This is a genomic window from Streptomyces kurssanovii, assembly GCF_040677245.1.
GTDB classification, from domain to species: domain Bacteria; phylum Actinomycetota; class Actinomycetes; order Streptomycetales; family Streptomycetaceae; genus Streptomyces; species Streptomyces kurssanovii.
This window is the reverse complement of record NZ_JBFAQK010000069.1, coordinates 1-23,012: the sequence shown is the minus strand read 5'-3', so window position 1 is coordinate 23,012 and position 23,012 is coordinate 1. Positions and strand designations below refer to the sequence as shown.

24 protein-coding genes are annotated in these 23,012 nt (G+C 70.7%); 9 read left to right on the top strand and 15 right to left on the bottom strand.

The genetic code is table 11. The features are described 5' to 3' along the window. Nucleotides 1-23 precede the first annotated feature (23 nt). Entirely contained in the window at nucleotides 24-656 is a 633-nt protein-coding gene (locus AB0K36_RS30735; protein ID WP_364600513.1) for a DUF4232 domain-containing protein, read from the bottom strand. A gap of 133 nt (nucleotides 657-789) precedes the next feature. Between AB0K36_RS30735 and dapA the strand changes: the two genes are divergently transcribed. After that, entirely contained in the window at nucleotides 790-1,710 is a 921-nt protein-coding gene (dapA, locus tag AB0K36_RS30730; RefSeq protein ID WP_364600512.1) for a 4-hydroxy-tetrahydrodipicolinate synthase, read from the top strand. Here the strand turns inward: dapA and AB0K36_RS30725 are convergent. Both AB0K36_RS30725 and dapD read right to left on the bottom strand, forming a co-directional pair. Further along, a complete protein-coding gene (locus AB0K36_RS30725) occupies nucleotides 1,695-1,898 on the bottom strand; it encodes a hypothetical protein (protein ID WP_364600510.1) in 204 nt (67 codons plus the stop codon). The two genes, dapA and AB0K36_RS30725, sit on opposite strands and share 16 nt — an antisense overlap. A gap of 124 nt (nucleotides 1,899-2,022) precedes the next feature. Beyond that, on the bottom strand, nucleotides 2,023-3,015 hold the full coding sequence (dapD, locus tag AB0K36_RS30720; RefSeq protein WP_364600508.1) for a 2,3,4,5-tetrahydropyridine-2,6-dicarboxylate N-succinyltransferase: 993 nt from the start codon (nucleotides 3,013-3,015) through the stop codon (nucleotides 2,023-2,025). 142 nt (nucleotides 3,016-3,157) lie between these two features. On the opposite strand from dapD, the gene AB0K36_RS30715 reads away from it, so the two are divergent. Beyond that, on the top strand, nucleotides 3,158-4,237 hold the full coding sequence (locus AB0K36_RS30715) for a DUF7847 domain-containing protein (protein ID WP_364600506.1): 1,080 nt from the start codon (nucleotides 3,158-3,160) through the stop codon (nucleotides 4,235-4,237). Nucleotides 4,238-4,250: 13 nt separating this feature from the next. Here AB0K36_RS30715 and AB0K36_RS30710 read toward each other — a convergent pair whose 3' ends face one another. The 9 genes from AB0K36_RS30710 to AB0K36_RS30670 all read right to left on the bottom strand — a co-directional run bounded on the left by AB0K36_RS30710 (nucleotide 4,251) and on the right by AB0K36_RS30670 (nucleotide 11,294). Next, complete coding sequence (locus tag AB0K36_RS30710; protein WP_364600504.1) at nucleotides 4,251-4,616, bottom strand: VOC family protein; 366 nt, start codon at nucleotides 4,614-4,616, stop codon at nucleotides 4,251-4,253. A gap of 52 nt (nucleotides 4,617-4,668) precedes the next feature. Further along, entirely contained in the window at nucleotides 4,669-5,007 is a 339-nt protein-coding gene (locus tag AB0K36_RS30705; protein ID WP_005319013.1) for a metal-sulfur cluster assembly factor, read from the bottom strand. Beyond that, nucleotides 5,004-5,477: a Fe-S cluster assembly sulfur transfer protein SufU gene (gene sufU / locus AB0K36_RS30700; RefSeq protein ID WP_005319012.1), complete on the bottom strand. Its 474-nt coding sequence runs from the start codon at nucleotides 5,475-5,477 to the stop codon at nucleotides 5,004-5,006. Before sufU ends, AB0K36_RS30705 begins: the two co-directional genes overlap by 4 nt. 12 nt (nucleotides 5,478-5,489) lie before the next feature. Beyond that, nucleotides 5,490-6,746 carry a cysteine desulfurase gene (locus tag AB0K36_RS30695; protein ID WP_159693147.1) on the bottom strand — a complete coding sequence of 419 codons (1,257 nt, stop codon included), beginning with the start codon at nucleotides 6,744-6,746 and terminating at the stop codon, nucleotides 5,490-5,492. Beyond that, a complete protein-coding gene (gene sufC / locus AB0K36_RS30690; RefSeq protein ID WP_159693145.1) occupies nucleotides 6,743-7,510 on the bottom strand; it encodes a Fe-S cluster assembly ATPase SufC in 768 nt (255 codons plus the stop codon). Before sufC ends, AB0K36_RS30695 begins: the two co-directional genes overlap by 4 nt. A 7-nt stretch (nucleotides 7,511-7,517) precedes the next feature. Next, on the bottom strand, nucleotides 7,518-7,835 hold the full coding sequence (locus tag AB0K36_RS30685) for a non-heme iron oxygenase ferredoxin subunit (protein ID WP_005319006.1): 318 nt from the start codon (nucleotides 7,833-7,835) through the stop codon (nucleotides 7,518-7,520). Continuing rightward, the gene (sufD, locus tag AB0K36_RS30680; protein ID WP_364600500.1) at nucleotides 7,835-9,031 is read right to left on the bottom strand and encodes a Fe-S cluster assembly protein SufD; all 1,197 of its coding nucleotides are present in this window, start codon (nucleotides 9,029-9,031) and stop codon (nucleotides 7,835-7,837) included. The genes AB0K36_RS30685 and sufD overlap by 1 nt, the downstream gene beginning before the upstream one ends. A 62-nt stretch (nucleotides 9,032-9,093) precedes the next feature. Continuing rightward, nucleotides 9,094-10,515, bottom strand: a complete 1,422-nt coding sequence (sufB, locus tag AB0K36_RS30675) for a Fe-S cluster assembly protein SufB (RefSeq protein WP_005319002.1) — start codon at nucleotides 10,513-10,515, stop codon at nucleotides 9,094-9,096. Then, on the bottom strand, nucleotides 10,512-11,294 hold the full coding sequence (locus AB0K36_RS30670) for a helix-turn-helix transcriptional regulator (protein ID WP_364600498.1): 783 nt from the start codon (nucleotides 11,292-11,294) through the stop codon (nucleotides 10,512-10,514). Before AB0K36_RS30670 ends, sufB begins: the two co-directional genes overlap by 4 nt. Before the next feature lie 216 nt (nucleotides 11,295-11,510). Between AB0K36_RS30670 and AB0K36_RS30665 the strand changes: the two genes are divergently transcribed. The 4 genes from AB0K36_RS30665 to AB0K36_RS30650 are packed head-to-tail and all read left to right on the top strand — an operon-like array spanning nucleotide 11,511 to nucleotide 15,453. Further along, nucleotides 11,511-12,437, top strand: a complete 927-nt coding sequence (locus tag AB0K36_RS30665; RefSeq protein WP_364600496.1) for an ABC transporter ATP-binding protein — start codon at nucleotides 11,511-11,513, stop codon at nucleotides 12,435-12,437. After that, nucleotides 12,434-13,219 (top strand): ABC transporter permease, encoded by a 786-nt coding sequence (locus AB0K36_RS30660; protein ID WP_364600494.1) that lies wholly within the window; start codon nucleotides 12,434-12,436, stop codon nucleotides 13,217-13,219. The genes AB0K36_RS30665 and AB0K36_RS30660 overlap by 4 nt, the downstream gene beginning before the upstream one ends. Before the next feature lie 58 nt (nucleotides 13,220-13,277). Continuing rightward, on the top strand, nucleotides 13,278-14,456 hold the full coding sequence (locus tag AB0K36_RS30655) for a hypothetical protein (RefSeq protein ID WP_364600492.1): 1,179 nt from the start codon (nucleotides 13,278-13,280) through the stop codon (nucleotides 14,454-14,456). Nucleotides 14,457-14,481: 25 nt separating this feature from the next. After that, on the top strand, nucleotides 14,482-15,453 hold the full coding sequence (locus AB0K36_RS30650) for a COX15/CtaA family protein (protein WP_435877969.1): 972 nt from the start codon (nucleotides 14,482-14,484) through the stop codon (nucleotides 15,451-15,453). Nucleotides 15,454-16,108: 655 nt separating this feature from the next. On the opposite strand, the gene AB0K36_RS30645 is transcribed toward AB0K36_RS30650, so the two are convergent. From AB0K36_RS30645 to AB0K36_RS30635, 3 genes are all read right to left on the bottom strand, one after another. Beyond that, nucleotides 16,109-17,197: an amidohydrolase family protein gene (locus tag AB0K36_RS30645; protein ID WP_364600488.1), complete on the bottom strand. Its 1,089-nt coding sequence runs from the start codon at nucleotides 17,195-17,197 to the stop codon at nucleotides 16,109-16,111. A gap of 66 nt (nucleotides 17,198-17,263) precedes the next feature. Beyond that, nucleotides 17,264-17,620 (bottom strand): hypothetical protein, encoded by a 357-nt coding sequence (locus AB0K36_RS30640; protein ID WP_364600486.1) that lies wholly within the window; start codon nucleotides 17,618-17,620, stop codon nucleotides 17,264-17,266. A gap of 82 nt (nucleotides 17,621-17,702) precedes the next feature. Next, nucleotides 17,703-18,656 (bottom strand): heme o synthase, encoded by a 954-nt coding sequence (locus AB0K36_RS30635; protein ID WP_435877968.1) that lies wholly within the window; start codon nucleotides 18,654-18,656, stop codon nucleotides 17,703-17,705. A 340-nt stretch (nucleotides 18,657-18,996) separates the two neighbouring features. On the opposite strand from AB0K36_RS30635, the gene tkt reads away from it, so the two are divergent. The 3 genes from tkt to AB0K36_RS30620 all read left to right on the top strand — a co-directional run. Continuing rightward, entirely contained in the window at nucleotides 18,997-21,084 is a 2,088-nt protein-coding gene (gene tkt, locus AB0K36_RS30630; protein WP_364600482.1) for a transketolase, read from the top strand. A 34-nt stretch (nucleotides 21,085-21,118) separates the two neighbouring features. Continuing rightward, nucleotides 21,119-22,237 carry a transaldolase gene (gene tal / locus AB0K36_RS30625; protein ID WP_189472421.1) on the top strand — a complete coding sequence of 373 codons (1,119 nt, stop codon included), beginning with the start codon at nucleotides 21,119-21,121 and terminating at the stop codon, nucleotides 22,235-22,237. 5 nt (nucleotides 22,238-22,242) lie between these two features. Next, on the top strand, nucleotides 22,243-23,012 hold a 770-nt coding region (locus tag AB0K36_RS30620; RefSeq protein WP_364600480.1), incomplete at its 3' end, for a glucose-6-phosphate dehydrogenase.

Genomic DNA, 23,012 nt, shown 5'->3' with positions numbered 1-23,012 from the left:
GTGTGACGCGCGGGACCTGCGGCTCAGCCGAGCAGGTCCCGCGCCCACGCGGTGACGTCCAGTTCCCCGGACGTACCGATGTCCAGGCGGAACGGCAGCGTCTGCGGCCTCTCGCCCTCCTTCGGTGTCACCACCAGGTAGGCGCCTTCGGTGACCGGGTCGAAGGAGGTCACCCGGTTGTTCCAGTTGAGGACCGACTTCACGCTCTGCCCCGGCAGGAGCGTCAGCGGCTTCGGCCCCTGATCCCGGCCGGCGTCGGTGTACGGGTGATCGTGGGTGATGGTCAGCTCCAGCGCCTCACGGTCCGCGTCGAGGGCGCCGATCCGGGGGTAGCCGTCGACGTCGTAGGGCCGGGTGCCGCAGTTGGTCAGCTCGACGACGGTGGCCCGCCGGCCCATGGCCGTGTCGACGACGCCCGTGGTCACCACGGCCCCCGAGCGGGGGCACGTGGCCGGGGTGGGCGCCACCGAAGGGACCACCGCCGGAGAAGGCGCGCCGTACCGCGGGAACGCGGAGGGATCCAGCCGGTCGGCCTTCACCCTGTGGTCCCGGTCCCCGGACCCACCGGCGTCGCTCGTCACGCCGCAGCCGGCCAGCACTCCGGCGGCCGTCACAGCGGCCACCACGCCCGCCGCCCGTCCGATCGTCCTCGACATCCCGTCCCCTCCCGTGGGCCGCCCCGTCCCCCCGCCGATCATGCCAGGCCCTTCCGACCCTGAAGCGCTGCTTCACGGTTACCGGAAGCAGATTTCGCTGGAGCCGGGCCCCGGGCCGCCGCAGACTGCTCGCATGACCTCCTCTCCCCCCTTCGGCCGCGCCCTGTGCGCCATGGTCACGCCCTTCACCGCCGACGGTGCCCTCGATCCCGACGGGGCGCAGAGGCTGGCCGCCGGCCTGGTCGATGCCGGCTGCGACGGCCTGGTGCTGTCCGGCACGACCGGTGAGTCACCGACCACTTCCGACGACGAGAAGGCGGCGCTCGTGCGGGCGGTCGTCCAGGCGGTCGGCGACCGGGCCGTCGTCGTCGCGGGCGTCGGCACCCCCGACACCCGGCACACCGTCGAGCTGGCGCGGGCCGCGGAGGCGGCGGGCGCGGCCGGGCTGCTCGTGGTGACTCCGTACTACAGCCGCCCCCCGCAGGAGGCCGTGGCCGCGCACTTCCGGAGGGTGGCCGACGCCGTGGGCATCCCGCTGATGCTGTACGACATCCCCGGCCGCACGGGCACCCGCGTCGAGCCGGACACGATGCTGCGGCTCGCGGAACATCCGCGGATCGTGGCCGTCAAGGACTGCGCCTACGACCTGCTCGGCAGCTCGAAGGTCATCGCGGGCGGCGGCCTCGCGTACTACTCGGGGAGCGAGGAGCTCAATCTGCCGCTGTACGCGGTGGGCGGCGCGGGGTTCGTCTCCACGGTGGCCAATGTCGCGGCCCCGCAGCTGCGGGCCGTCCTGGACGCCTACGACGCCGGTGACAACGCGGCCGCCACGGCGCTGCACCAGGCCACGCTGCCGCTCGTCGAGTTGATGATGGCGTCCGGCCTGCCGGGCACGGTGACCGCGAAGGCACTGCTCGGCGCGCTCGGCCTGCCCGCCGGGCCGGTCCGCGAACCACTGCAGCCCGCCGCACGCGGGGCGGTCGACGGGCTGCTGGCGGCGTACGAGGAGCTGACCGGCCGGCGGCTCGACGGGGTCCCTCAGTCGCGGACGTAGGTGCTGCCGAGAATCGCGGCGTGCTCCAGCACGTCCTCGAGAGGGTCGTCGATCTGCCCTGTCGAGATCAGGGAGACCCGGTGGCCGTTGTGCGCGTCGGTGTGCGTCTCGTCGGCGTGTGCGGCCCCGTGCGCGGACAGTGCCGCGAACAGGGCACACAGGCCGAGGGTGGTCAGCTTGGTCTTCATGTCGGTTCCTCGCCTTGCCCGTTCAGGCAGATCGGTCGGGTGGCTCCGCGTATCCGGACTGCTTATCGGCCTGCGCGGGCCGAAGTTACGCGGAGTCACACGATCGAGAGCGAGGAACCACCGCTCAGTTGTGGCTGTGCAGCACGTCGTTGAGGCCGCCCCAGACCGCGTTGTTCGGGCGGGCCTCCACGGTGCCGGTGACCGAGTTGCGGCGGAAGAGGATGTTGCTCGCGCCGGACAGCTCACGGGCCTTGACGATCTGCCCGTCGGGCATGGTGACGCGGGTGCCGGCCGTGACGTACAGGCCGGCCTCGACGACGCACTCGTCGCCGAGCGCGATACCGACGCCCGCCTCCGCGCCGATGAGGCAGCGCTCGCCGATGGCGATGATCACGTTGCCGCCGCCGGACAGCGTGCCCATGGTGGAGGCGCCGCCGCCGATGTCCGAGCCGTCGCCGACGACGACGCCGGCGGAGATGCGGCCCTCGACCATCGAGGTGCCGAGGGTGCCGGCGTTGAAGTTGACGAAGCCCTCGTGCATCACGGTGGTGCCCTCGGCGAGGTGCGCGCCGAGACGGACCCGGTCCGCGTCGGCGATGCGCACGCCCTTGGGTGCGACGTAGTCCGTCATCCGCGGGAACTTGTCGATCGAGGTGACCTGGAGGTGCAGGCCCTCGGCGCGGGCGTTCAGCCGCACGGTCTCGACCTGGTCGACGGCGACGGGCCCGAGGCTGGTCCACGCGACGTTGGCGAGGAGGCCGAAGAGGCCCTCCAGGCTCTGTCCGTGCGGCTTCACGAGCCGGTGGGAGAGAAGGTGCAGACGCAGATAGGCGTCGTGGGCGTCCAGCGGCTTGTCGTCGAGCGAGGCGATGACGGTGCGCACGGCGACGACCTCGACACCGCGTCGCGCGTCGGGGCCGACGGCCTTCGCGGCGGGGGCGCCGAGGAGCTCCACGGCCCGCTCCGCGGTCAGCCGCTCGGTACCGGCCGGACCGGGTTCGGCGACGAGCTCGGGGGCGGGGAACCAGGTGTCGAGAACAACGCCGTCGTCGGTGACGGTGGCGAGGCCGGCGGCGACGGCGCCGGTGGTACGGGGTGCGGAAGACGTGTCGGTCATGACAGAAAACCTAACCGCCCTGGTGGCACCCGGGCCAACCGGTCTCAGTTGCCGGGCGCTACGGTGTGCCGACCGGGCCGCGGCGACGCCCCGGCCGGCAGGACACGTACAGATGGACGCAGAACATTCGGGGGGACGACCGATGTCATACGGAAGCACGCCGCCGTACCCAGGACCGGCCGGCCCGTCCGGGCCTCCCGGCTGGGGCGGCTGGATGCCGCCGCCGCCCAAGCCGGGCGTCGTACCGCTCCGCCCGCTCGGTCTCGGCGACATCCTGGGCGGGGCGTTCGCGACGATCGGCCGGCACTGGAAGCAGCTGCTCGGCGTGGCGTTCGCCGCCTACGGTCTGGCGCTCGCGGCCATCGCCGCGGCGATCGGCATCGCCTACTCGGCGCACGCGAACACGCTCGAGCATGTGCTGGACGCCGATGCCGCGCCCGGCTGGGACGACGTCGCACCCGTCGTCTTCACCTTCGGAGCGGTCTACCTCTTCGGTCTCTTCGTGGTGCTCGTCGCCAACGCACTCGTCTACGCGAGCTGCCCCGCAGTCCTCCAGGACGCGGTGCTGGGCCACCCCTCGACGTTCGGCCGGGTGTGGCGCCGCAGCATGCGACGGGTCTGGTCGGTGCTCGGCGCCGTCCTGCTCACCTCGCTGATCGTGGCGGTCCCCATGGTGCTGATCGGGACGGCCTTCGTGGCCACCGTCATCACCCTCATCACGCTGTCCTCGGACGCCGGTGGTTTCGGCTGGCTGATCCTGATCGGCTTCCTCGGTGCGCTGGCCACGGGCCCCCTGGCGGTATGGCTCTGGGTGAAGTTCTCCCTCGCGCCGGCCGCCGCCGTCTTCGAGGGGCAGGGAGCCGTCGCGGCGCTGACCCGCTCCTCCCGGCTGGTCCGCGGCGACTGGTGGCGGATCTTCGGGATATCGCTGCTGGCCTACGGCATGGCGGCGGTGGCGGCCTACGTGATCCAGCTGCCGTTCTCGTTCCTCAACCTCCTCGGCCCGGGCTTCACGGAGGACGTGTCGACGAGTGGTGCCGCTCTGACCGTCGTCATCACCTCGATGGTCTTCTTCCTCGTCACCGTGCTGATCGGGCAGGCCCTCACGGCCGCGTTCCCGCAGCTGGTGGTGAGCCTGCTCTACGTCGACCGGCGCATCCGCACCGAGAACCTCGCCCCGTCCCTCGCGGAGGCGGCCACGGCGCCCCCTGCCGCGTACTAGGCCCGGACAGGGCCTAGTCGAGCAGCGTCTTCTTCGGCCTCAGCACACAGAACTCGTTGTCCTCGGGGTCGGCCAGGACGACCCAGGTGGCGTCCTCGCCCTGCCCGACGTCGACCTTGCGGGCGCCCAGACCGATGATCCGCTCCACCTCGGCGTCCCGGTCGTCGGGGCTCAGGTCGAGGTGGAGCCGGTTCTTCGCGGCCTTGCGCTCCGGCACGGTGAGGAACACCATGCCGGGCAGCGCGCTCGGCCCGGCGCCGATGACGATCTCTTCCGGGTCCTCGTAGAGGATCTGCCAGTCGAGCACCTCCGCCCAGAAGCGGGCGAGTTTCGGGGCGTCCTGGCAGTCGATCGCGATCTGGTACAGAGAAACGGCCATGCCCGCCAGTGTGCCTGGCGGGCATGGCCGTCGCAGTCCGTTGCCGGAGGCGTCAGACGTTGAACCCGAGCGCTCGGAGCTGCTCCCGGCCGTCGTCCGTGATCTTGTCGGGGCCCCACGGCGGCATCCAGACCCAGTTGATCTTCAGCTCGTTGACGATGCCGTCGGTCGCGGCCTTCGCCTGGTCCTCGATCACGTCGGTCAGCGGACAGGCCGCCGAGGTCAGCGTCATGTCCAGCGTCGCGACGTTGGAGTCGTCGATGTGGATGCCGTAGATGAGGCCGAGGTTGACGACGTCGATGCCCAGCTCGGGGTCGACGACGTCGTACAGCGCCTCGCGGACCTCCTCCTCGGACGCCGGCTTCGTGAGAGTCGTCTCGTTCTCGCTCATGCGGTCTTCCTCGCAGCCTTGTCGCGGTCTTCGCCCATCGCCTGGGCCGTCGCGTCCTTCCACGCCATCCAGCTCAGCAGCGCGCATTTCACACGGGCGGGGTACTTGGAGACGCCGGCGAACGCGACCGCGTCCTCCAGCACCTCCTCCATCGCGTCGTCCGGCTCGATCTGCCCCTTGGACTGCATCAGCTCCAGGAAGGTGCCCTGGATCTTCTGCGCCTCCGCGAGCTCCTTGCCGACCAGAAGTTCGTTCAGGACGGAGGCGCTGGCCTGGCTGATGGAACAGCCCTGGCCCTCGTAGGACACGTCCTCGATACGCGATCCGTCGTACTTCACACGGAGGGTGATCTCGTCGCCGCACGTCGGGTTGACGTGGTGCACCTCGGCGTCGCCGTCCCGCAAGCCCCGCCCGTGGGGGTGCTTGTAGTGGTCCAGGATGACGTCCTGGTACATCGAATCCAGCTTCACAAGTCGCCGCCTCTACCCGAAGAAGTTACGGACGTGCTCCAGGCCGTCGACCAGAGCATCGACCTCTGCCGGCGTGGAGTACAGATAGAACGACGCCCGCGTGGTCGCAGGAATTCCGTACCGAAGGCAGACGGGGCGCGCGCAGTGGTGGCCCACGCGCACCGCGATGCCCTGCTCGTCGAGGACCTGGCCCACGTCGTGCGGGTGGATGTCACCGAGCGTGAAGGAGATCGCCGCACCGCGGTCCTCGGCCGTCGCGGGGCCGATGATCCGCAGGTCGGGGACCTCCAGCAGCCGCTTCACCGCGTACTCGGTGAGCGCGTGCTCATGCTGGGCGATCTTGTCCATGCCGATCGAGCTCAGGTAGTCCACGGCCGCGCCGAGACCGACGGCCTGGGCGATCGGGGGCGTACCCGCCTCGAACTTGTGCGGCGCGGGAGCGTAGGTGGACGAGTGCATCGAGACGGTCTCGATCATCTCGCCGCCGCCCAGGAACGGCGGCAGGTCCTCCAGGAGCTCCTGCCGGCCCCACAGCACACCGATACCGGTCGGGCCGCACATCTTGTGGCCGGTGAAGGCCACGAAGTCGGCCTGCAGCGCCTGCACGTCCAGCACCATGTGCGGAGCGGCCTGCGAGGCGTCGATCAGCACCAGCGCGCCGACGTCCTGCGCCCGGCGGACGATCGCCTCGACCGGGTTGACCGTGCCCATGATGTTGGAGACCAGCGTGAAGGAGACGATCTTCGTCTTCTCGGTGATGACCTCTTCGATGTTCGACAGGTCGAGCCTGCCGTCGTCGGTGAGGCCGAACCACTTCAGCTTCGCGCCCGTGCGCTGCGACAGCAGCTGCCACGGGACGATGTTGGAGTGGTGCTCCATCTCCGTGATGACGACCTCGGTGTCGCTGTCCACGCGGTAGGGCTCGTCGGCCCAGCCCAGCATGTTGGCGACGAGGTTGAGCGACTCCGAGGCGTTCTTGGTGAAGATCACCTCGTCACGGCTCGGCGCGTTGATGAAGGCGGCGACCTTGTCGCGGGCGCCCTCGTACAGCGCCGTGGCCTCCTCGGCGAGCACGTGCACGCCGCGGTGGACGTTGGCGTTGTGCTGCTCGTAGTACTCGCTGAGTACGTCGATCACCTGGCGCGGCGTCTGGGAGGTCGCCGCGTTGTCCAGGTAGACGAGCTTCTTGCCGTCGTGGAGCACCCGATCGAGGATCGGGAAGTCCTTACGGATCGCCTCTGTGTCCAGGAGGCCCGGCAGTGTGATCACGCGGTGACGCCTCCCTTGGTGGTGTATGCCTCGTAGCCCTCGTTCTCCAGCTTGTCGGCGAGCTCGGGGCCGCCCGACTCGACGATGCGGCCGTTCGCGAAGACGTGCACGTGGTCGGGCTTGATGTAGCGCAGGATGCGCGTGTAGTGCGTGATCAGCAGGGTGCCGACCTCGCCGCTCTCGCGGACGCGGTTGACGCCCTCGGAGACGATCCGCAGCGCGTCGACGTCCAGGCCGGAGTCGGTCTCGTCGAGGACCGCGATCTTCGGCTTGAGCAGCTCGAGCTGGAGGATCTCGTGGCGCTTCTTCTCACCGCCGGAGAAGCCCTCGTTGACGTTGCGCTCGGCGAAGGCGGGGTCCATGTTGAGGCGCTCCATGGCCTCCTTGACCTCCTTCACCCAGGTACGCAGCTTGGGGGCCTCGCCGCGGATGGCGGTGGCGGAGGTGCGCAGGAAGTTGGAGACCGAGACGCCGGGGATCTCGACCGGGTACTGCATGGCGAGGAAGACGCCGGCGCGGGCGCGCTCGTCGACGCTCATCTCCAGGACGTCCTCGCCGTCCAGGGTGACGGTGCCGCTGGTGATCGTGTACTTGGGGTGGCCTGCCAGCGAGTAGGCGAGGGTCGACTTGCCGGAGCCGTTGGGGCCCATGATGGCGTGGGTCTCGCCCTGCTTCACGGTCAGGTCGACGCCCTTGAGGATCTCCTTCGTGGCGTTGTCGGCCTCGACGGAAACGTGCAGGTCGCGGATTTCAAGCGTTGCCATGGGTGACTCAGGACTCCTGGGTGACGGAGACGAGCACATCGTCCCCTTCGATCTTGACGGGGTATACGGGGACGGGGCGCGTCGCGGGAAGGCCCGACGGCTTGCCGGTACGGAGGTCGAAGGCGCTGCCGTGCAACCAGCACTCGATCTGGCAGTCCTCCACCTCGCCCTCCGAGAGGGAGACGTTGGCGTGCGAGCAGATGTCGTGGATGGCGAACACCTCACCCTCCGTCCGCACCACGGACACCGGCGTGCCGTCGAGTTCCACCCGCTTGGGGGTGTCCTCCTCCAGCTCGCTCAGCGCACAGGCTTTGACGAAGGCCATCAGGCGGACGCCTCCAGTACCGACGCCTCCAGCTCGGCGTCGATCTTGGCGAGCAGGCGCTCCTCGACGTCCGGCAGACCGATCTGCTGGACCAGCTCGGCGAAGAAGCCTCGGACGACCAGGCGCCGGGCCTCGGCCTCCGGGATGCCGCGGGCCATCAGGTAGAACAGCTGCTCGTCGTCGAAGCGGCCGGTGGCCGACGCGTGACCGGCGCCGGCGATCTCGCCGGTCTCGATCTCGAGGTTCGGCACCGAGTCGACCCGCGCACCGTCCGTGAGGACCAGGTTGCGGTTCATCTCGTAGGTGTCGGTGCCCTCGGCGACGGCGCGGATGAGCACGTCGCCGATCCACACCGCGTGCGCGTCGTCGCCCTGCAGCGCGCCCTTGTAGACGGCGTTGGACTTGCAGTGCGGCTTGTTGTGGTCGACGAGGAGGCGGTGCTCCTGGTGCTGGCCCTTGTCGGTGAAGTACAGACCGAAGAGCTCGGCCTCACCGCCGGTGCCGGCGTAGGAGACCCGCGGGTGGAGCCGCACGACGTCGCCGCCGAAGGTGACCACGACCGACTTGAAGGAGGCGTCCCGGCCGACCAGCGCGTTGTGCTGGGCGATGTGGACGGCCTTGTCGTCCCAGTCCTGGACCAGGACGACGGTCAGCTTGGCCCCGTCGCCCAGGACGTAGTCGACGTTCGCCGCGAGCACGGCGTCGCCGGTGTGGTCGATGACCACGACCGCCTCCGCGAAGGCGCCGAGCTCGACGACCTGGTGGCCGAAGGCCGTGCCGCCCTCGCCGTGCACCGCGATGCGGATCGGCTCGGCGAGCTGCGTCTCCTTCGGCACGGTCACGACCGTGGCCTGCTCGAAGGACGAGTACGCCTGGGCGGCGACCCGGTCCACCGGGGTGCCCGCCTTGCCGAGCCGCGCGTCGTCGCGGCCTACCGTCTCGACGGTGACGCCTTCGGGGGCGTCGATGTCGACCTTGATCCCCGTGCCGGTCGCGACGGCGGTGCCGTCGTGCAGACCGGCGAGGCGCTCCAGCGGCGTGAACCGCCACTCCTCCTCGCGGCCGTGCGGGACCGGGAAGTCCGCCACGTCGAAGGACGGGGGCGCACTCATACGGGTGGCGACGGTCGACTCGGCGGCCACCGCGATCGAGCCGGCGGTGGTGGAGCCCACCGGGATGTTCTGAGCCTCAGCCATGGCTGTCGTCTTGCTCTCTTCCTACGTCAGAAGTCGGTCGCTGCTTGCGGTCCCGGGAGGCGTCAGCCCACCGAGCCCTCCATCTGCAGCTCGATCAGCCGGTTGAGCTCCAGCGCGTACTCCATGGGGAGTTCCTTGGCGATCGGCTCGACGAAGCCGCGCACGATCATCGCCATCGCCTCGAACTCGGTCATGCCGCGGCTCATCAGGTAGAAGAGCTGGTCCTCGGAGACCTTGGAGACGGTCGCCTCGTGACCCATGGAGACGTCGTCCTCGCGGACGTCGACGTACGGGTAGGTGTCCGAGCGGGAGATCGTGTCGACGAGCAGCGCGTCGCAGAGCACGTTGGACTTCGCGCCCGGCGCGCCCTCGCCGATCTCGATCAGACCGCGGTAGGACGTACGGCCGCCGCCTCGCGCCACCGACTTGGAGACGATGTTGGACGAGGTGTTCGGGGCCATGTGGACCATCTTGGCGCCGGCGTCCTGGTGCTGGCCCTCGCCCGCGAAGGCGATGGACAGGGTCTCGCCCTTGGCGTGCTCGCCCATCAGGTAGACGGCCGGGTACTTCATGGTCACCTTGGAGCCGATGTTGCCGTCGACCCACTCCATGGTCGCGCCCTCGTACGCCACGGCGCGCTTGGTGACCAGGTTGTAGACGTTGTTCGACCAGTTCTGGATGGTCGTGTAGCGGCAGCGGCCGCCCTTCTTGACGATGATCTCGACCACGGCGCTGTGCAGCGAGTCCGAGGAGTAGATCGGGGCGGTGCAGCCCTCGACGTAGTGGACGTAGGCGTCCTCGTCGACGATGATCAGCGTCCGCTCGAACTGGCCCATGTTCTCCGTGTTGATACGGAAGTAGGCCTGCAGCGGGATGTCCACGTGGACGCCCTTGGGGACGTAGATGAACGACCCGCCGGACCACACGGCGGTGTTCAGCGACGCGAACTTGTTGTCGCCGACCGGGATGACGGTGCCGAAGTACTCCTGGAAGAGCTCCGGGTGCTCCTTCAGCGCGGTGTCCGTGTCGAGGAAGATGACGCCCTGCTCCTCCAGGTCCTCGCGGATCTGGTGGTAGACGACCTCGGACTCGTACTGCGCGGCGACACCGGCGACCAGGCGCTGCTTCTCCGCCTCCGGGATGCCGAGCTTGTCGTAGGTGTTCTTGATGTCCTCGGGCAGCTCCTCCCACGAGGCGGCCTGGGCCTCGGTGGAGCGCACGAAGTACTTGATGTTGTCGAAGTCGATGCCGGAGAGGTCGGAGCCCCAGCTGGGCATGGGCTTCTTGTCGAAGAGGCGCAGACCCTTCAGCCGCAGCTTCAGCATCCACTCCGGCTCGTTCTTCTTCGCGGAGATGTCGCGGACGACGTCCTCGGAGAGACCGCGCTTGGCCGCGGCACCCGCCGCGTCGGAGTCGGCCCAGCCGAATTCGTACTTACCCAGACCCTCGAGTTCGGGGTGGGCAGTCTCCGTGGGGAGAGTCATGCGGGGTTCCTCCCGGCCGTGCTTGCAGAAGCTGATGGTGTGGTGCGGGTCTGTGTGGTGCTGTCACCTGGCGGGTCGCCCGGTGGCGGCGAGGTGCCGCCCTGGGGCGCCCCTCGAGGGATGAACGTGGTGCAGACACCGTCGCCGTGGGCGATGGTGGCGAGCCGCTGCACGTGTGTCCCGAGGAGCCGCGAGAAGACCTCGGTCTCCGCCTCGCACAGCTGCGGATACTTCTCGGCCGCGTGGGCGACCGGGCAGTGGTGCTGGCAGAGCTGCTCGCCGACCGGCGCGCTGCGGGCCGTAGCAGCGTACCCGTCGGCGCTCAGGGCCTTGGCCAGCGCTTCCGTACGCTCCTCGGGCGCCGCGGCCTCCACGGCCGCGCGGTAGGCCACGGCCTGCGCCTCGATCCGGTCCCGGGCGAAGGCGGCGACGGCCGCCTCTCCTCCGGCGTTCTCCTCGATCCATTTCAGGGCGTCGACGGCCAGCGTGTCGTACGACTGGTCGAAGGCGTCCCGGCCGCAGTCGGTCAGGGCGAACACCTTGGCGGGCCTGCCGCGGGTGCGAGCGCCGTAGACACGCTGCTCGCGCGCCTCCACGACGTTCTCCGCGACGAGGGAGTCGAGGTGCCGGCGGACGGCTGCCTGGGTCAGCCCCAGACGCCCTGCGAGATCGGCCACGGTGGACGGTCCGTGGTCCAGGATGGAGCGCGCGACACGGTTGCGCGTCGAACGCTCACCGGTCGCGAGTTCCTCCTGGGGAGCCTCGCCGACGTTTTTCACAACGCCATTGTTGCGTAATTCCTCAGAGAGTGACAAGCGGCGTCCCGATCACCACCCGGTGCCGTACATCACTTAGGCATACCTAAGCTGACCTGCGGAAATGATCAACCGGAGGACTGAAGCCCTGGTGAGGGCCCCTGGGCCGCCGGCCCGTGCGGACGGGCGCCCCGGGACCCGCGGGCCGGTGACGTCCGGCCCCCGCCTAGACTTCCCGGCATGCTGAGCGAGCCTGCCGTCCGGATCCGGGGCCTGGTCAAGCGGTACGGACCCAAGGCCGCCGTGGACGGCCTGGACCTCGATGTCGCACCGGGCTCCGTGACCGCCGTCCTCGGTCCCAACGGGGCCGGCAAGACCACCACGATCGAGACCTGCGAGGGCTACCGCCGCGCCGACGCCGGCACCGTGCGGGTCCTCGGCCTCGACCCGGTCGCCGACGCCGCCCGGCTGCGGCCCCGCATCGGCGTGATGCTCCAGTCGGGTGGTGTGTACTCCGGTGCCCGGGCCGACGAGATGCTCCGCCACATGGCCTCCCTGCACGCCCGCCCTCTGGACGTGGACGCCCTGATCGAACGCCTCGGCCTCGGCGGCTGCGGCCGCACGACGTACCGGCGGCTCTCCGGCGGCCAGCAGCAGCGCCTCGCGCTCGCCATGGCCGTCGTCGGCCGCCCCGAGCTGGTCTTCCTCGACGAACCCACCGCCGGTCTCGACCCGCAGGCCCGCCGCGCCACCTGGGAGCTCGTCCGCGAACTGCGCGCCGACGGCGTCACCACCGTGCTGACCACGCACTTCATGGACGAGGCCGAGGAACTCGCCGACCACATCGCGATCATCGACGCCGGCCGGGTGGTCGCCCAGGGCAGTGCGGAGGAGCTGTGCCGCGGCGGCGCGGAGAACACCCTGCGCTTCACCGGGCGCCCGGGCCTCGACGTCGGCTCCCTGCTGAAGGCGCTGCCCGACGGCTCGGCGGCGGCGGAGCTCACCCCGGGCGAGTACCGGATCACCGGCGAGGTCGATCCGCAGCTACTGGCGACGGTCACCTCATGGTGCGCCCAGCACGGCGTACTGCCGCACGGCATCTCGGTGGAGCGGCACACCCTCGAGGACGTGTTCCTCGAGCTGACGGGCAAGGAGCTGCGCGGATGAGCGCCGGCACGTACACACCGGCGCCGGGCGCCGCACCGCTGGGCCGCATGATCGTCTCGCAGGCCGCCTTCGAGACGAAGATGCTGCTGCGCAACGGTGAGCAGCTGCTGCTCACCGTCGTCATCCCGTCACTGCTGCTCGTGCTGTTCTCCACCGTCGACATCGTCGCCGTGCCGACGGAGACGAGTGGCGGGGAGGGACGGGCCGTCGACTTCCTCGCCCCCGGTGTCCTCGCGCTGGCCGTGATGTCCACCGCCTTCACCGGCCAGGCCATCGCCACCGGGTTCGAGCGCCGCTACGGCGTGCTCAAGCGGCTCGGGGCCTCACCGATCCCCCGCTGGGCCCTGATGACCGCCAAGACGCTCTCCGTCCTGGTCACGGAGATCCTCCAGGTGGTCCTGCTGACCGTCATCGCGTTGGCGCTCGGCTGGTCGCCGCAGGGCGGCCCGCTCGCCGTGCTGCTGCTCCTCGTCCTCGGCACCGCCGCCTTCTCCGGCCTCGGCCTGCTCATGGCCGGCACGCTCAAGGCCGAGGTGACCCTCGCGGCGGCCAATCTCGTCTTCCTGCTGCTGCTCGTCGGCGGCGGGGTGATCGTGCCGCTGGACAGGTTCCCCGACGGCGTCGCGTCGGTGCTGGGTCTGCTGCCCATCTCCGCGCTCTCCGACGGACTTCGTGACGTCCTGGGACACGGAGCGGGCATGCCGTGGGGCAATCTGGGCATCCTCGCCCTCTGGGCGGTGCTCGGACTGGGCGCGGCCGCCCGGACCTTCCGCTGGGAGTGACACGCGCGCCGGGCCGACCCTGCCGAGACCCGCACGGAGCGCACGGTGGGAGGCCTGGATGGAGCGAGCTGCCGCGCTGCGGCTGGACGCGGAGTGGGCGAAGGTCAGGACCGGCAGGCCCGTGTCCTCGTCCGGGACGCGGATGCGGATGCTCACCGAGCTGATCTCCGCCCTCGTCCCGCACGCCGAGGGCGACCTCGCCCTCTCCGCACGGCTGAGCCTGCGGTACGCGGACCTGGCCCGGCACCACTTCGACACCGGCCGGCGCGCCGACGCGCTGAGCGCCGTCGAGAAGGCCGTCCGGTACTGCGCCGAGCCAGCCCGCCACGACGACGAGCACGCCCGCTGGTACGCGCGGGCGCTGATCAGCCAGTCGGTGTACCTCGCCGAGCCGCTCAGCGACGAACTGGGCCTGCCCCGCTACGCCTTCCGGCCGCACGGCGAACAGCCGTGCGCCGAGGACCGCCTGGCCGGACTCGCCGCGGTGGAGGCCACCCACCGGGCGATCGCCGTGTGGGAGCGGCTCGATCTCTCCGACCCGGTCAACCGCGAGGGCCTCGCCCAGGCGCACGTCTTCCTCGGCGACCGCCTCGAGGAACTCGGCAGGCCGGTGGACGCGGCGGAATGGGCCGTACGGGCGGAACGGGAGTTCCACGCGCTCTGGCAGCCGCCCGACCCGGCGGAGCGCGCCCACGCCGCGATGCTCGAGCACCTCGGTGACCAGCTCGAACGCCGCCTGCGCCGCTGCCCGTTCGAGGGCGGTCTCACCCAGCTGCACAAACGTGAACTGCTCCCGCGGCGGCTGCTGCCGCTCGCGGTCCTGTCCGCACGGATCGACGGCGTGGCGCCGGAGGCGGTCGCGCAGGGCCTCGGACTGGACCGGGCCGAGGTGGACAGGATCCTGCGCGCCAACTCCTGGCGGGCCGTGTGGCGGTTCGACGTGCTCCGGGCCGACGGCTCCTGGGAGTCGCTGGCGTACCCCTGGCGCGGCATGGACGCCGTCACCGACTGCACGGCGGAGGCGGTGGCCGCGGACCTGACGGACGCCTTCCTCCACTCGCCCGACGCGCCGCCCGGGCCCACGTGCTGGCGTTTCGCACTGTGGTGGGACGAGGAGGGCCACCTCGACGGCTCCCGCTTCCGCATGACGTCGGCGCCTTCGTCCACGGGGCCGTCGACGAAGGCGTCGACGCCCCCGCCGTCCCCCTCCCCCGTGCCCTCCGCCGACCCCTCGTGAAACCGTGCACAAGGGCCCGCTTACGATAGGGGCCGTGCAGACCCCCCTCGCCCATATCGCCCAGCGCTGGACACCGTCGCCCAAAATCCTGCGGCGCGCCGCGCTCTCAGCCATCGTGATGACCGTCGTCATCATCGTCACCGGCGGCGCCGTACGGCTCACCGGCTCCGGCCTGGGCTGCGACACGTGGCCCAAGTGCACGGACGACAGCCTCTTCGCCACGCCTGAGCAGGGCATCCACGGCGCGATCGAGTTCGGCAACCGGATGCTGACGTACGTCCTGTCGGCGGCCGTCGGCTGGGCGATCATCGCGGTGCGCGCCGTGAAGCCGCGGCGGCGCGGTCTGACGAGGCTGGCCTGGGCACAGTTCTGGATCGTCATGGGGAACGCCGTCATCGGCGGCGTCACGGTGTGGGCGGGCCTCAACCCGTGGACCGTGGCCGGCCACTTCCTGCTGGCCAACGCGCTGCTCACGGTCGCGACCGTGACGTGGGTGCGCACCCGGGAAGGCGACGGCGCGCCGCGGCCGCGGGTCCCGAGGCCGGTCCGCAAGCTGTCCTGGGCGATCGTCGCGGTCTCCGCGGTCCTGATCGCCCTCGGCACCACGGTGACCGGCTCCGGCAAGCACGCGGGCGACAGCAGCGACGTCCCGCGCATGCCGTGGGACTGGGCCGCCGCCGCGCACGTCCACGCGATCGCCGCGTGGGTGGTCTGTGCGCTGGCCGTCGCGATGTGGCTCGTCCTGCGCGTGGTCGACGCCCCCGACGACACCCGCGCCCGCGCGCGTGACCTGCTGCTGGTGGTGCTGCTCCAGGGCGTGCTCGGCTACGTCCAGTACTTCACCGGGGTGCCTGAGCTGCTGGTCGGCGCGCACATGCTCGGCTCCTCCCTGATGTGGATCGCCGTGCTGAGGCTGGCGCTGAGCCTGCGGGAGCGGGAAGCACTGCCGCTGCCGACCACGACGCCGCGGGACGCGGACGCCCTGACCTCGGCCTGACGCCCCGCCGCTGCGCGGAGCTGTTCCCCTCCCCGCCCCTTCCCGCTGTGCCGACACGCGGCCCCGCCGCGTGTCGGGCAGGCCTCGGGCCCCGTACCGCCCTGCGGGCGGAGTACCGCGCTTCGCGCGGTGCCCTCAATCTCTCCCTACGGCCTGGCGGGCGTGGGAGGTGCCCCCGGGCGGGCTGAAATGCCGCTGCGCGGCACTCCAGCCCTGCCCTGGCGGCGGAGCTTTCGCCGCCAGGAATCAGCCTCGCCGGCGGCGGCGTCGGCGTCGGCGTCGGGGGGATGGCACCCGCCGGCGGCTCCGGCGTTGCCGGGCAAATCCAGCCTCACTGAGGGTCCCTCCCACGCCCGTCAGGGCGTAGGGGGAGTTTGAGGCGCGGGGGTCCGGTGGGGGTCCCCCCACGCCGCCAGGCGTAGGGGGAGGAGCCCCCGAACCCCGTGCGCAGCGCGGTGCCGGGTCCGGGCCCGTGCGCAGGGCGGTGCCGGGTCACGGCAGAGCCCGGGCCCGGAGGACGGCCGGGTGGAGCCCGGACGCGGAGGACGGGTCCGGGTGGAGCCCGGTTCCGGTGAACGGGTCCGGGCGGAGCCCCCACGCGGTGGAGCCGCACATCGGTACAGCGGGAAGGGGCGGGGAGGGGACAGGCACGGCGTCAGGCGCGCAGGCCGTACACCCGCCCCGCGTTCCCCGCCGCCAGCATCGTCGCCACCCGCTCCGCGTCGCCCCGCGACCACGCGCCGTCCGCGACCCAGCCGCCGAGCACCCGGCCGAGCGCGTCGCGGAAGGACCGCGCTCCGACGACATGAAGCTCCGGCAGGCCCCGCGCGCCGCTGGAGAAGAGGAGCTTGCCGAAGGGCGCGAGTTCGAGGATCTCCGCCAGGACCGCCGCCGCCCTCGCCCCGGTCTGCGCGAGGGCGGGGCCGAGGTCGGCGTAGACGTGCGGGTACGCGCCGGCGAGCTGCGCGGCGCTGCGATGGTGGGGGTAGCCGTGCAGCAGGACCAGGTCCGTGCCGAGGCCTGCGGTCGCCGCGGCGAAGCCGGCGAGCGGCATCGGGTCCCGTACGCCGATGTGCAGCTGCAGCGGCAGGCCGGTGGCGAGGGAGGCCCACAGCAGGTGCCTCAGCAGGACCGGATCGGTGAGGCGGTCGCCCACCCGGCGGCCGGCGAGCCAGCGGCCGGCCGCTCCACGCACCTCGCCGGGACCGGGTGGCTCCGGCCGGTCCGCCAGCCGCCCGGCGGCGACGGTGGTGAAGGCGACGGCCGAACCGGCTGCCCCGTGGACGGCCTCCGCGAGGTTCGCGAGGAAGGATTCGACGGTTCCCGAGGTGTCCGCCACCTGTTCGGCGAGCAGTTCGAGGCGGACGATCTCGCGTGCCTGGGCCGCCCCGGCCGCGGCGAGTTCGGCGGGGCCCGCGAGGTCCCCGGGCAGGCCGGTGTCCACGAGGTAGGTGGCGATCCCGGTGCCCCGCAGAAGGCGTCTGCCCGCCTCGACCACTCCGAGCTCGCGACGGCGGGCCAGGTAGTGGGCGGGCGGGCAGTGCGGTTCGAGCCCCAGGAGCGGCGGGCACCAGCGCCGGACCGCGAACCCTGTCTGGGTGTCGAAGAAGGTGGTGCCGGAGGCCGGCGGGGCTCCGGCGGCGGGGCCCAGGTACGTCTCGAAGGTGCCGAGGCCCAGTTCCGTGCGGAGCACCCCGTGGCAGTACTGGTCGACCAGACGCACTGACGACGCGGCGTCGATCATCGGGAGCTCCCTGTCTAGGACCGTGCTTCCACAGTCCTAACGGGTGAGCACCGCGTGAGGTGTTGGTCAGGCGTTGGAAGGGCCGCCGACCTGGATGCCGGCCATGCGGCTCCACTCGTACGGGCCGGTGCGGACCTTGGCGGCGAAGTCGCCGTCGAACGACTCGTGCAGCGTGATCCCGGACTTCTCCGCGGCGCTGACGGCGACGGCGTTGTTCGGTGCCACGAGGTCTCCCCAGGCGCCGTCCTCGCCGACGAGCACGATCCGGGTGCCCATCTGGCCGATGTAGGCGAGCTGGCCCTCGGCACCGCCGTGCGCGCCCGCGAAGGCCTTGATCTGCTTGGCGAGCTTCGCGGCCTTGCGCTCGGCGCGGGCGTCGGCGGCCGGTGAGGACGCGGTCTCTTCAACCTTGGTTTCTGCCATGAACCGCATGCTACTCGCGGGTAGATCGACTGGCGACGGCAGAACCGAGTGGCCTCGGCCACCTTGCGCGCGGCGGCTGCCGTCAGCGCAGGAAGGGGTCCACCGCGACGGCCACGAACAGCAGGGACACATAGGTGATGGACCAGTGGAAGAGGCGCATCTCCTTGAGCTTGCCGCCGGTCTCGCCCGCCTTGGCCCTGCTCTGCAGCGCGTGCGCCTCCCACAGCCACCAGCCGCCGGAGACGAGCGCGACCGCGGTGTAGAACCAGCCGGTGTAGCCGAGAGGGGTCAGCAGCAGCGAGACGGCGACCATCACCCAGCTGTAGAGGACGATCTGCCGGGCGACGACCTTGTTGCCCGCGACGACCGGGAGCATCGGCACGCCGACCCTCGCGTAGTCGTCCTTCACCTTCATCGACAGCGGCCAGTAGTGCGGCGGCGTCCAGAAGAAGATGACGAGGAAGAGGACGACGGCGGCCCAGGACATCGAGTTGGTGACGGAGGACCAGCCGATCAGGACCGGCATACAGCCGGCGATGCCGCCCCAGACGATGTTCTGCGCGGTGCGGCGCTTGAGGATCATCGTGTAGACGACGACGTAGAAGAGCAGCGCTCCGAGCGACAGGGCGGCCGACAGCCAGTTGACCAGCAGCCCGAACCAGAGCGTGGAGACCACGGCGAGGGTCAGACCGAAGACGAGACCTTCGCGCGGGGACACCATGCCGGTGACGAGCGGCCGCTGCGAGGTGCGGTCCATCAACGCGTCGATGTCGCGGTCGATGTACATGTTGAGCGCGTTGGCGCCGCCGGCGGACAGGTACCCGCCGAGGCACGTGGCGAGCACGAGCCACAGGTCGGGAACGCCCTGCTCGGCGAGGAACATCACCGGAACGGTGGTGATCAGCAGCAGCTCGATGATCCGCGGCTTGGTCAGTGCCACGAACGCCTTGGCGCGGGCCCCGAACGGCCGATGGCCCCCCGGGCCGGTAGCCAAGACGACCCCCGCGGGTCGGGACTCGACGGCCGTCACGCACACCCCTGACAGAGAAATCCCAGCAAGTCCCTGGGAGTGCCTCCCACGCCCGAAGGGCGGTGGTCGGAGTGAAGACCCGGTAAGACTTGCGCGTACCACGCCACTCTAGACGCTGCCCGTACGCCGATCTTCGCGGGGGTCGACTCGTGTTGAGCGCCGGCGCGACGCCGGGCGTATACATCGCCGACAGGCGGAGAACACCTGGCGCCCGCACTCTGACAGTGTCCAATGGGAAAGACGCGTGACCGAAAAGGGGCGCGTTGCTGCGAGGGTAGGCTCGACAGCGCCCGGTACACGCCTCAGTCACCGGGATTCGACATGTGGAGAGGAGCCCTGACTCAGGGTGAGCACCAAGCCGACCACCACAGACCTCGAGTGGACCGCGTTGGACCAGCGGGCAGTCGACACCGTCCGCGTCCTGGCCATGGATTCCGTACAGAAGGTCGGCAACGGCCATCCGGGTACGGCCATGAGCCTGGCCCCCGCCGCGTATGTGCTCTTCCAGAAGCTGATGCGGCACGACCCCGCGGACGCCGACTGGACCGGCCGTGACCGGTTCGTCCTGTCCGCCGGCCACTCGTCGCTGACGCTCTACATCCAGCTCTACCTGGCGGGCTACGGCCTGGAGCTGGACGATCTGAAGGCGTTCCGCACCTGGGGCTCGAAGACCCCCGGCCACCCGGAGTACGGGCACACCACGGGCGTCGAGACGACGACGGGGCCGCTCGGCCAGGGTGTCGCCAACGCCGTGGGCATGGCCATGGCCGCCCGCTACGAGCGCGGCCTGTTCGACCCGGACGCCGAGCCCGGTACGTCCCCCTTCGACCACACGGTCTGGTGCATCGCCGGCGACGGCTGCCTCCAGGAGGGCATCTCGGCCGAGGCCTCCTCGCTGGCCGGCCACCAGAAGCTCGGCAATCTGGTCCTGCTGTGGGACGACAACCACATCTCGATCGAGGGCGACACGGAGACGGCCGTCTCCGAGGACACGCTCCAGCGCTACGAGGCGTACGGCTGGCACGTCCAGCGCGTCCAGCAGCTGGAGAACGGCGACCTCGACCCGGTCGGCCTCTACAACGCCCTGAAGGCCGCGCAGGCCGAGACCGAGCGCCCCTCGTTCATCGCGGCCCGCTCGATCATCGCCTGGCCCGCCCCGCACGCTCAGAACACGGAGGCCGCGCACGGCTCGGCGCTGGGCGCCGAGGAGGTCGCGGCCACCAAGCGCGTCCTGGGCTTCGACCCGGAGCAGAGCTTCGAGGTCTCCGACGAGGTCCTCGGGCACACCCGTGGCGCCCTTGACCGCGGCCGCGAGGCCCGCGGCGAGTGGGAGAAGACGTTCGCCGCGTGGCGTACGGCCAACCCGGAGCGCGCCGCCGAGTTCGACCGGATCCGTTCGGGCGAGCTTCCCGAGGGCTGGGAGGACGCGCTGCCGGAGTTCGAGACCGGCAAGGGCGTCGCCACCCGTGCCGCGTCCGGCAAGGTGCTCCAGGCGCTCGGCGCGGTCGTGCCCGAGCTGTGGGGCGGCTCCGCCGACCTGGCCGGCTCGAACAACACGACGATCGACAAGACGTCGTCGTTCCTCCCCGCGGGCAACCCGCTGCCGGAGGCCGACCCGTACGGCCGGACGATCCACTTCGGCATCCGCGAGCACGCGATGGCCGCGGTCATGAACGGCATCGCCCTGCACGGCAACACCCGCGTCTACGGCGGCACCTTCCTGGTGTTCTCCGACTACATGCGCAACGCCGTACGGCTCTCCGCCCTGATGCACCTGCCGGTCACCTACGTGTGGACGCACGACTCGATCGGCCTCGGCGAGGACGGCCCGACCCACCAGCCGGTGGAGCACCTGGCCTCGCTGCGCGCCATCCCGGGCCTGAACATCGTGCGCCCGGCCGACGCCAACGAGACCGCGATCGCCTGGCGCGAGATCCTCAAGCGGTACACCAAGGAGTTCGGCAAGGGCGCCCCGCACGGCCTCGCGCTGACCCGCCAGGGTGTGCCGACCTACGAGTGCAACGAGGACGCGGCCAAGGGCGGCTACGTGCTCTTCGAGGCAGAGGGCGGCGACGCCCAGGTGGTGCTGATCGGCACCGGCTCCGAGGTCCAGCTGGCCGTCGGCGCCCGCGAGCAGCTCCAGGCGGCCGGCATCCCGGCCCGCGTGGTCTCGATGCCCTCGGTCGAGTGGTTCGAGGAGCAGGACCAGGGGTACCGGGACTCGGTGCTTCCCCCGTCGCTCAAGGCGCGAGTCGCGGTCGAGGCCGGCATCGGTCTGACCTGGCACCGTTACGTCGGTGACGCCGGACGCATCGTCTCGCTGGAGCACTTCGGCGCTTCCGCGGACGGCAAGGTCCTCTTCCGCGAGTTCGGTTTCACCGCCGAGGCCGTGGCCGCCGCAGCGCGGGAATCGATCGAAGCCGCCGCGCGCTGACGCCGGTATACGACAAGTAGGAGATGCAATTCTCATGACAGACGCACTCAAGCGCCTCTCCGACGAAGGCGTCGCGATCTGGCTGGACGACCTGTCCCGCACCCGGATCACCTCCGGCAACCTCGCCGAGCTGATCGACCAGCAGCACGTCGTGGGTGTCACGACCAACCCGTCGATCTTCCAGAAGGCCATCTCGGACGGCCACGGCTACGACCAGCAGCTGGAGGACCTCGCGGCCCGCAAGGTGACCGTCGAGGAAGCCATCCGCATGATCACGACGGCGGACGTGCGTGACGCCGCCGACGTGCTGCGCCCCGTGTTCGACTCGACGGGCGGCCAGGACGGCCGGGTCTCCATCGAGGTCGACCCGCGTCTCGCGCACAGCACCAAGGCGACCATCGCGGAGGCCAAGCAGCTCGCCTGGCTGGTGGACCGTCCGAACACCTTCATCAAGATCCCGGCCACCAAGGCGGGTCTGCCGGCGATCACCGAGGTCATCGGCCTCGGCATCAGCGTCAACGTCACGCTGATCTTCTCGCTGGAGCGCTACCGCGAGGTCATGGACGCCTACCTGGCCGGTCTGGAGAAGGCGAAGGCCGCGGGCCTGGACCTGTCCAAGATCCGCTCGGTGGCCTCGTTCTTCGTGTCCCGCGTGGACACCGAGATCGACAAGCGGCTGGACGCGCTGGGCACCCCCGAGGCCAAGGAGGCCCGTGGCAAGGCGGCCCTGGCCAACGCCCGGCTCGCCTACGAGGCGTACGAGGAGGTCTTCTCCTCCGACCGCTGGGCCGCCCTCGACAAGGCGCAGGCCAACAAGCAGCGCCCGCTGTGGGCCTCGACCGGCGTCAAGGACAAGGCGTACAAGGACACCCTGTACGTGGACGAGCTGGTCGCCCCCGGCACCGTCAACACCATGCCGGAAGCGACGTTGAACGCGACCGGCGACCACGGGCAGATCACCGGCGACACCGTCCGTGGCACCTACGAGCAGGCCCGCGCGGAGCTCGAGGCCGTGGAGAAGCTCGGGATCTCCTACGACGAGGTCGTCCAGCAGCTCGAGGACGAGGGCGTCGAGAAGTTCGAAGCGTCCTGGACCGACCTGCTCAAGTCGACCGAGGCCGAGCTCAAGCGCCTCGCACCCTCGGAGGGCTGAGCGACTTGTCCGGTATTGGCGGAGCCAACCCGCTCCGTGATGCTGCAGACCGACGGCTCCCGCGTATCGCGGGGCCGTCGGGCCTGGTCATCTTCGGCGTCACGGGCGACCTTTCGCGCAAGAAGCTGATGCCAGCCGTCTACGACCTCGCGAACCGGGGGCTGCTGCCGCCGGGCTTCTCGCTCATCGGCTTCGCCCGGCGCGAGTGGGCCCACGAGGACTTCGCGCAGGAGGTCCACGACGCGGTCGAGCAGCACGCGCGCACGCCGTTCCGTGAGGAGGTCTGGCAGCAGCTCATCCAGGGGATGCGGTTCGTCCAGGGCACCTTCGACGACGACGACGCGTTCGAGCAGCTCAAGTCCACCATCGAGGACCTCGACAAGGTGCAGGGCACCGGTGGCAACTTCGCGTTCTACCTCTCCGTGCCGCCGAAGTTCTTCCCTAAGGTCGTCCAGCAGCTGAAGAAGCACGGGCTGGCGGACCAGAAGGAAGGCTCCTGGCGGCGCGCGGTCATCGAGAAGCCGTTCGGCCACGACCTGGTCTCCGCCAAGGAGCTCAACCAGGTGGTGCACGAGGTCTTTCCGCCGAACGAGGTCTTCCGCATCGACCACTACCTGGGCAAGGAGACCGTCCAGAACATCCTGGCGCTGCGGTTCGCCAACACGCTCTTCGAGCCCATATGGAACCGGTCGTACGTCGACCATGTGCAGATCACGATGGCCGAGGACATCGGCATCGGCGGCCGGGCCGGCTACTACGACGGCATCGGCGCCGC